7 protein-coding genes are annotated in these 9,232 nt (G+C 31.3%); all 7 read left to right on the forward strand.

What is annotated here, in order from left to right; translation table 11 throughout:
• Window positions 1–187: 187 nt before the first annotated feature.
• The 7 genes from LF817_RS16505 to LF817_RS16535 all read left to right on the forward strand — a co-directional run bounded on the left by LF817_RS16505 (window position 188) and on the right by LF817_RS16535 (window position 8,599).
• Window positions 188–1,282 (forward strand): glycosyltransferase family 4 protein, encoded by a 1,095-nt coding sequence (locus LF817_RS16505; RefSeq protein WP_253936915.1) that lies wholly within the window; start codon window positions 188–190, stop codon window positions 1,280–1,282.
• A gap of 48 nt (window positions 1,283–1,330) precedes the next feature.
• Window positions 1,331–2,572, forward strand: a complete 1,242-nt coding sequence (locus tag LF817_RS16510) for an O-antigen ligase family protein (RefSeq protein ID WP_253936916.1) — start codon at window positions 1,331–1,333, stop codon at window positions 2,570–2,572.
• A gap of 43 nt (window positions 2,573–2,615) precedes the next feature.
• Complete coding sequence (locus LF817_RS16515; protein WP_253936917.1) at window positions 2,616–3,704, forward strand: glycosyltransferase; 1,089 nt, start codon at window positions 2,616–2,618, stop codon at window positions 3,702–3,704.
• Between the two features lie 51 nt (window positions 3,705–3,755).
• Window positions 3,756–5,090 (forward strand): lipopolysaccharide biosynthesis protein, encoded by a 1,335-nt coding sequence (locus tag LF817_RS16520; protein WP_253936918.1) that lies wholly within the window; start codon window positions 3,756–3,758, stop codon window positions 5,088–5,090.
• A 116-nt stretch (window positions 5,091–5,206) separates the two neighbouring features.
• Entirely contained in the window at window positions 5,207–6,163 is a 957-nt protein-coding gene (locus LF817_RS16525; protein ID WP_253936919.1) for a hypothetical protein, read from the forward strand.
• 59 nt (window positions 6,164–6,222) lie between these two features.
• On the forward strand, window positions 6,223–7,590 hold the full coding sequence (locus LF817_RS16530; RefSeq protein ID WP_253936920.1) for a UDP-glucose dehydrogenase family protein: 1,368 nt from the start codon (window positions 6,223–6,225) through the stop codon (window positions 7,588–7,590).
• Complete coding sequence (locus tag LF817_RS16535; protein WP_253936921.1) at window positions 7,571–8,599, forward strand: GDP-mannose 4,6-dehydratase; 1,029 nt, start codon at window positions 7,571–7,573, stop codon at window positions 8,597–8,599. Before LF817_RS16530 ends, LF817_RS16535 begins: the two co-directional genes overlap by 20 nt.
• Window positions 8,600–9,232: the final 633 nt, after the last annotated feature.

Consider the following 9,232-nt stretch of genomic DNA (forward strand, 5'->3'; position numbering starts at 1 on the left):
GCTATATTTTTGCTTAAAATGAAATAATGGCGAGAATTTTGCACCTTATTTTAGTATATTTTAAAAAATGTAGTCTTTTAGAAACTAAAATTATAATAAATACAAAGGATCTCTCATTCTGTCAGTATATATCCTAAAGGTTTTTATTGTACAAACTCCCAGACTCTAATTAATTGGAGATGTTAAAATGATTGTTTTACATATTGCGCCAATAAATACTACCAGAGTTAATGGCTTTCGCTTTTCAGTCCCTGGGCTAATTGAAGCTCAAAATAAGTTGGGAATTCAAGCTGCCTTGCTAAACATAGAAAAAACTAAAATGTTCAGTGAAGAAAACTTGGAAAAAAATAATTTTAAGATATACCACTATGAAGGATTTAATTTAAATAAAATTAAACCGCCATTTAATAAACCAGATTTAGTAGTTTTTCATGGCGTATACAAGGTTGAATATATTAGCTTATACAAATGTTTATCAAAATTAAATATCCCGTATATTATTGTACCAAGGGTGAGCCTCACTAAAGGAGCGCAAAACCAGAAATCCATTAAAAAGAAAATATCAAATCTTTTGCTTTTTAATAAATTTATTTATAGCTCCTCTTCAATCCAATATTTGACAGAGAATGAAAGAAAGCTATCCGATAACTTTAACAAAAAAAACTTTGTAGTAGGAAATGGTGTGGATTTACCGGTATCTAACGATAAAATAATTAACAAGAAAATCAATTTAACTTTTATAGGGAGGTTTGATATTAATCATAAAGGGTTGGATGTACTCATGTTAGCTATTATACAGCTGAAAGAGTTCTTAGAAAAATATGATGTGAAAGTGAATTTATATGGTTCTGACTTTAATAATGGAAAAAAACAATTATTACGGTTAACTGAAGAAAATAACTTAGAGGATATTTTAAGTGTTAACAATGCGGTTTTCTTAAAAGAGAAAGAAGAAGTCTTAAGAAAAACGGATGTATTTTTGGCGACCTCAAGGTTTGAAGGGCACCCAATGGCTGTTATTGAAGCCATGTCATATGGAATACCTTGTATTTTAACTGAAGGGACCAATATGTTAGAAGAGCTTGAGAAGTATGATGCGGGTTGGAAAACAGAATTAGATCCTACTAGAATTTCTGCAAGTATTGCTGAAGCCATTCAGAATCCTACAGAATTAATTGTAAAAGGCCAAAATGCCAGAAAATTAACAGAAGAGAACTACACGTGGGAAAGCATTGGAAAAAAAACAATTGAATTCTATGAGGAAGTAATTAGCGGTGCATGAGCATAGCATTTTACTTTGAATTCATATCGAGGTAGGTATTAAGCTTTTATGAACCATAAGGTACAGTGTAACAATACAAAAACTTGGGATAGTAAAATAGATCTTAGTGTCTTGACTCTTATGTATATAGCGGGTTCTCTTGGGGTTATCGACAGAGAATTACTAAGTTTTAGTTTCATTATAATACTTAAGTACTCAATAGTCATAATGGGATCTTTATATTTTATTATTCAATATATACGTAAATACTACCGGGGAGATGGACGGGTAGCTTTATCTTTTCAAACGAAAAGCTGGGTTTTATATTTTTTGTGGATTTTGTTTTCTTTAATTGTGATAGTGTCACAATCATACAATGGGTATTTACCCTTAGAGGGAATTGCATACTTAATTTTTAATCCAATAGTATTTTTTATTGTAATACCAATGAGTCTAACCAATCCCGAATCAACAATTATAAAGGCTTCGTTTTATGGTAGTTTTATTTATTTGCTACTGTCAGCTTTTTATGAGCCTATTAATTTCGGGAGTTTCTACACTGGGGTTACATATAATCCAAACAGTATTGGTCAACTTTCTGTCCAAGCTGCAGTTTCTAGCTTTTGTATATTTCTATATACAGTAGGGAGTATTAATAAGGAAAAACGAAAAACTTTTATTTATTTAATGTTTTTTATAATTTCTTTAGCTTTTATATTCCTATCACAAAGTAGAGCATCTCTTATGGCGTTTTTAGCTCCGACTATTTTCACAATTATGATTTTTATCATAAGTAAAAAAATAAAATTAAGAAAAATTATATTACCTTCTATTTTATTCGTTATAATATATTTTCTCAGTTTAAAAGACTTTTTCGAAGCCAGTATTTTGGGGAAATTCAATAGATATAATAATGACAACCTGCTAAGTGGGCGAGATAACATATGGAATATGATTATAAACGACATTACACTATTAGGTCATGGACCAAATTACTTTTTAGATGTTATAAATAAGGGAGCTCATAATAGTATATTAGAAGTTTTTGGTAATTTTGGTTTGTTAGCTGGTGGAGTTCTAGCATTATTTTATCTTGCTTCAATAATAATATCTTTTAAGTATGCAATATTAAACAGAAAAAAACCCTTTTTTTATGTTCCCTTAATGGTGGTTCTTACTTTTATAATATTAAGCATGACTGAATCGATGTTTGGTGTAGTAGGGAAAAGCATGACTTTAGTATATTTTAATATTATTGGCCTTTTAATATTTCGAAAATTAACCAACAGGACTATATCGGTAAAAAATTAAAAGTGAAAGAATATGATAATAAGTACAATTAGGGGGGGTAAATTTGAAGAAAATAATGTTTTTTATGTTTTCATTTAGTGGTGGGGGAGCAGAAAGAACTGTCGTAAATATTGTTAATAACTTAAGTCGGGAAACATACTGCCCGATTCTTGTGATAGGTACTAATAAAGATGCACCTTATTTAGATGATTTATCTACAGATGTGAGAGTTATAAACTTAAGAGCAAAAAAGTTGATGACTAGTCTAATTCCTTTGTGTAAATGTATAAAAAAAGAAAAACCTGATGTTTTATTTAGCACCGTTAATCAAAATAACATTGTTCTTTCTTTAGCAAAAGTCTTATCATTTAAACAAAGTCAATTAGTAATTAGAGAAGCTAATAATAGAACACAATCTGGAAATATTAGCTTTTTTAATAAATTCCTCACTTTTTTAACATATAATTTAATATCTAATCAGGTTATCGCTTTATCAAACGGTGTAAAAAAAGACTTAGTAGAAAATTTTAGAATATGGAAAAGTAAAATTACAGTAATACACAATCCAGTTGAAGTAAATAAAATAAAGAAATTATCACATGAACCGGTGAAAGATTTTAATTTTGATAATGGTCAAAGGATAATAATAGCTGTGGGTAGGTTAGTTGATCAAAAAGATTATCCAACATTATTAAAAGCAATTAAAAAAACAAAGGGAAATGATCAACTGCTTATTTTAGGTAAAGGGGTTTTAGAACATAAACTTAAGAGAATGTGTGTAGAATTAGGTATTGAAAATAAAGTTTCTTTTCTTGGATTTAAAAAAAATCCTTATAAATATATAAAACGGTCGGATGTATTTGTTTTGTCATCGAAATGGGAGGGCTTTGGACATGTAATAGTAGAGGCAATGGCGACTGGTGTTCCAGTAATTTCTACTAATTGCAACTCGGGTCCAGCTGAGATAATTGGTGATAATAAGTATGGATTAATAGTTCCAACAGAAAATTCTTGTATATTAGCTGAGAATATTGAAAAAATGATATATGATAATAAATTAAAAGATAAATATGCAGAATTAGGGTTGCAAAGGGCTGAGGTGTTTAGCGCAACTTCCATTATAAAAGAATATGAAAAGGTTTTTTCTAGCTAAAGTATAAGAAGTAATAAAATTATTAATAGTATAAAAGATATTAAATATCATATGATTTTAAGGCTTTTTTGTAGAAAGGCTTTAAGTTACAGGGTGATTTTTATTATATTAAAAAAAATTAATCAAAGTCGTATTGGAAAAAGTATATTTTTAGTTGCTGGTGGTACTGTGTTTGCCCAATTAATTCATTTAATTTTCACCCCTATTATAACAAGGGTCTATTCTCCTGATGAGTTCGGTGTTCTAACTACTTACACTACTATTTTGGGCTTATTATCACTAGTGGCTTTTAAATATGAAATAGCTATACCAATTGCTAAAAGCAATAAAATTGCAATTAATATATTAGCATTAAGTATAATCATATTAAGTGTTTATGTAGCTGCTATATCATTTATATTGTTTTATATGGGTGATTGGTTATTAAAGTTCTTTAGTTCAGAAACAATAGTTAATTATTGGTACGCAATTCCAGTTGGGATTTTTTTACTAGGGCTTTATAAAATATTATATTCATGGGCTTCTAGAGAAAAAGACTTTAGTTCTATTTCAAAGACAGCAGTTGGACAAAGTTTAGCTGGTAATTTATTTAAAATCTTTACAGGTATTATGGGTGCAGGAGGTTTAGGGTTGATATTGGGCAATGTTATAGGCCAAAGTGCAGGAACCCTAACTTTATCTCGAACGTTATTAAGAAAAAATAATCTTTTAAAAAATGTGAATGGTAGAAGGATGAGATGGTGTATAAATAGATACAAAGATTTTCCTATTTATAATTTACCAACTCATATTATAAGCACATTAGGAGAAAAAGCTCCTGTGTTATTTTTTACCAGCTTTTATGGTACTCAAGTTGTTGGTTTGTATGGTTTAGCATATATGATTGTAAGGTTACCAATGAGTTTAATTGGTAAGGCGGTTGGTGATGTATTTTATGCGGAAGCTGCAAGCGAAGGGAGAAAGAACCCCAAAAAACTAAAGATATTATCAAACAAGATACTATTCAAATTGGCATTAGTTGGTTTAATTCCCTTAATAGTATTGTTGTTATTTGGTCCTTTTTTATTCAGTTTTGTTTTTGGAGATAAATGGTCTGAGTCAGGAGAATATGCACGTATTATATCAGTTTCTTTGTTCTTTATATTGGTCTTTGCGCCTGTAAGTAGAGTATATGAGGTATTTGAAAAACAAAGGCTAAGATTTTCAATCGATATTATTAGGTTAATATTAATATTAATAGCCTTCTCAGTCACTGCATTATTCGATTTGAATTCATATACATCTATATTGTTATATACAATAGTTATTTCTTTTATTCATATTTTAATATTTATATTAGGACAAAAAATTATGAATGAAGAAATAAAAAAATGGAATTTTAGATAATGATAAATCATATTTAGCTATTTAAATATGATTTTCAATATTTGGTTTTTTCGATATTCTTTAAAAACTAATTTTTATAAATTGAATAGAAAATTATTATTAGAGAGTGGGATATAATGAAAAAAAAACCTTTGTGTTTAGTGGCTTTTGTCTATGGCAGTTACACACAATATATACCGTTTTACGTATACAGTATATTAAAAAGTTATCCAAATTATTACGTTAAAATATTTGTAAATAAGAAATTAAGTAAAGTAGAGAATGATTGTCTTGAAATGATAAGAGACCGCCTATCAAGTAATTTTGAGATTAAAGAAAATTACTTTAAAGAGTTCGACATAGATAATTTAGAGTTATCTGAAGAAGGTAAAAAAGCGATTAGATTCCTCATTCCTCGAAAAGAATTTATTGATTTTGAAAATGTGTACTTTGGAGACATTGATATTCTTATTGTAAATGAATTGCCGAGCCTTTTAGAAGGTCATCTTAAACATTGTGAAAAGACTGGGTTGCCATACAGTAATTTAGTAAGAAAAAACTCAAAACGCCTAACAGGTTTACACTTTTACAAAGTAAAGGAATACTATGATAAAATGGACGAAATATTAGACGATTATTTAATGAATAAAGATAAATTGGTAAATCAATTATTAGAATATAGATGGGACGAAGAATTCTTGTTCGATATTGTAAATGATGGTATTGGCACAAAAGGATTAAGTGGCAATGACTATCGGCCACATCATGGTTTTCATATTGGTACTATAAGACATGGTAAAATTGAAAAGGGTTATCTTGAAAATGGCCAAAATAATGTAGTTCACCTGTTACCTAATTACCCTGAACTTAAAAGTAAGTTAGCAGTTTATTATAGAGACCCACTTTTTTTGGATATTTTAGAAAGAATTCAAAATCTAGGTATTATAAAATTATCTGAAATAATAATAGATAGGGACACAGATCAAAGACTAAGAAAAATGCAAATTAGAAATAAATATAGAATACTAAAACACAATTTTACCCGAGCTAGAAAAAAAATCTCTAAAATAATCAATGAAAAATTATTTAAATAATAAGTATAATTCTATTAATAATATTTAAGCAAAAACGTAGGTGAGAGGGAAGTGTATTGATGTATAATATTGCAGTAGCAGGAACAGGATATGTTGGCTTAGTTGCAGGCGTGTGCTTTGCTGAAATGGGTCACCTAGTAAAGTGTGTAGACATTGATGAAGACAAAGTCAAACTTATGAAATCAGGCGTTTCTCCAATCTATGAAGAAGGATTGGAAGAACTGATGCAGAAAAATTATGCTGGTGGACGGATTGATTATACGACAGATTACCAAAGTGCTTATAAAGAAGCAGATGCTATTTTCCTTGGTGTAGGGACACCAGAAAATCCTGATGGGTCTGCAGATTTATCGTACATAGCTACAGTTGCCAGACAAATAGCTGAATCGGTAGAAAAAGATTGTTTAGTAGTTGTTAAATCTACAGTACCTGTAGGAACAAATGACAAAGTTGAACAGTTCATCCAAGATTTTTTAGTGAATAATGTAAACGTGGAAGTAGCTTCCAACCCCGAGTTTCTTGCTCAAGGTTCAGCTGTACACGACACTCTTTATGCAGAGCGTATTATTATGGGTACGGAAACCAAATGGGCTGAAAATATTCTACAAAAAATTTATGAGCCTTTTCATCTGCCTGTTGTGTCAGTTAATAGAAAATCGGCAGAAATGATTAAGTATGCTTCGAACGATTTTCTTGCCTTGAAGATTTCTTATATGAATGACATTGCCAACCTTTGTGAAATTGTTGGGGCAGATATAAAAGATGTAGCTAAAGGGATGAGCTACGACGAACGTATCGGATCCAAGTTCTTGAATGCCGGAATTGGTTTTGGTGGATCATGTTTCCCTAAAGATACTCAAGCTCTCGACTATTTAGCAAAACAAAACGGCTATAATTTGAAGACAGTTAAAGCTGCCATTGATGTAAATAAAAATCAAAAGACCGTTCTTTATAAGAAAGCAAGCAATCGATTGATTACATTTAGCGGTTTGAAAGTAGCAGTTCTTGGACTTACATTTAAACCTGGTACGGACGATTTAAGAGAATCTCCTTCTTTAGATAATGTTCCACTGTTTCTGGATCAAGGGGCAGATATATATGCTTATGATCCAGTAGGCGCTGACAACTTTGCTAAACTCTACCCAGAGGGGGTCAACCGTCAAGGAACAATCACATATGTAAAAAATGTAGAGGAAGCTTTATATGAAGCGAATGTTTGTTTCCTGTTCACAGAATGGCAAGAAGTGAAAGCTGTTACTCCCAAGCAATACAAACATTTGATGAGAACTCCTTTAGTTTATGATGGTCGTAATATTTATGATATTGATGAAATGATAGAGGCTAGAGTAGAGTATCACTCCATCGGCCGGAAACAAGGAAATTTCGCATTGACAAAGGAGCCCGTATATGAATCACGAAACTCTTAATAAGGAAAAAACATATCTAATTACAGGTGCCGCAGGATTTGTAGGTTATTATCTTGCCAATAAGTTACTAAACTATGGATGTCATGTTATTGGTATTGATAACGTTAATGATTACTATGATATTACCCTCAAACATACGAGGTTAGAGTTGCTTGAGCAGTATGAAAAATTCACTTATATAAAAGGAGATATTTCTGACAAGGGTGTAGTGACACGTATTTTCAAAGAAGAGGAACCTGAGATTGTAATAAATCTTGCTGCGCAGGCTGGAGTTCGTTACTCTATTGAGAATCCCGATGCTTATATCCAGAGTAACATTCTCGGATTCTACAATATATTAGAAGCTTGCCGTCATTACCCTGTGGATCATCTTGTGTATGCATCTTCAAGTTCCGTTTATGGCGAGAACAAAAAAGTCCCATTTGAAGAGTCTGACTTTGTAGACCACCCAGTATCTCTTTATGCTTCAACGAAGAAATCGAACGAATTAATGGCTCACGCATATAGCCATTTGTATGATATACCTGCGACAGGGTTGCGTTTCTTCACGGTGTATGGACCAATGGGAAGACCGGATATGGCATACTTCGCCTTCACTGATAAGTACTTTGCCGGCGATGAAATCAAGATTTTCAACAATGGTGATTTTGAAAATGATTTGTATCGTGACTTTACCTATATTGACGACATTGTGATCGGGATTGAAAGACTGTTGAGTAATCCACCTGTAACAGAAGGAGCTCCACACAAAGTCTTTAATATTGGTAATAACAGCCCTGAGAAACTAATGACGTTCATAGAATCGTTAGAAATTGCTCTTAGCGATGCTCTTGGAAGAGAAGTAGAGTTTAATAAAAAATTTGAACCTATTAAACCAGGAGATGTCCCGGCAACATATGCATCCACAGAACAGCTGCAACAAGCGGTTGGTTTCAAACCAGAAACTTCTATTCAAGAAGGATTAAAGAATTTTGCTGACTGGTACGTTAAGTATTATGAGAAGAAATAAATATTTGAACACTATACTGAATAGGCGCCATTCCTTGAATCTTGGAGTCTGACCCCGGGTACGTTAGAGAGGTGATTAAAAGCGTAACACCAATAGATTTCTATTGGTGTTACGCTTTTTTCATGTGCTCATACAATGGAGCCATGCTTTTTCATTGACCGGCTATTTAATAATATAATTCTCTTTCAGCATTTTCACCATTTTCTGCAAAGCTACTCCTGTAAACGCTAAACTAGAGTTAACAGTTTTCAACATTTAACTTTCAACAGATTTCCACAAATTGTATTTGGCAAGAGAAAAATGCATAAAACGGAAAACCTGTAAACGCTAGAATAAAGTTGACACTTTTTGCTCGATAGGATTTTACACTTTTGCTCAATCAACCTACTACTTTAGTAAAATAGATTGTGAAGTTATTTTACTGGAGGTTAGGATTTTGGAGGAGAAGTTAGTGTTATACATTAAGATTCAGGAATTATATAAGAGAAAGTTTAAAGTAGCACAAATGTAAACGCTAAACTAGAGTTAACAGTTTTCAACATTTAACTTTCAACAGATTTCCACAAATAAGATTAAACAGTTCTGGCTATTACTAAAACACTTTCAATATACTTATTTTAGTTAATTGAAAGT

Origin of the sequence: Halobacillus sp. A1, assembly GCF_024189295.1 — a bacterium.
Lineage (GTDB): Bacteria > Bacillota > Bacilli > Bacillales > Halobacillaceae > Halobacillus_A.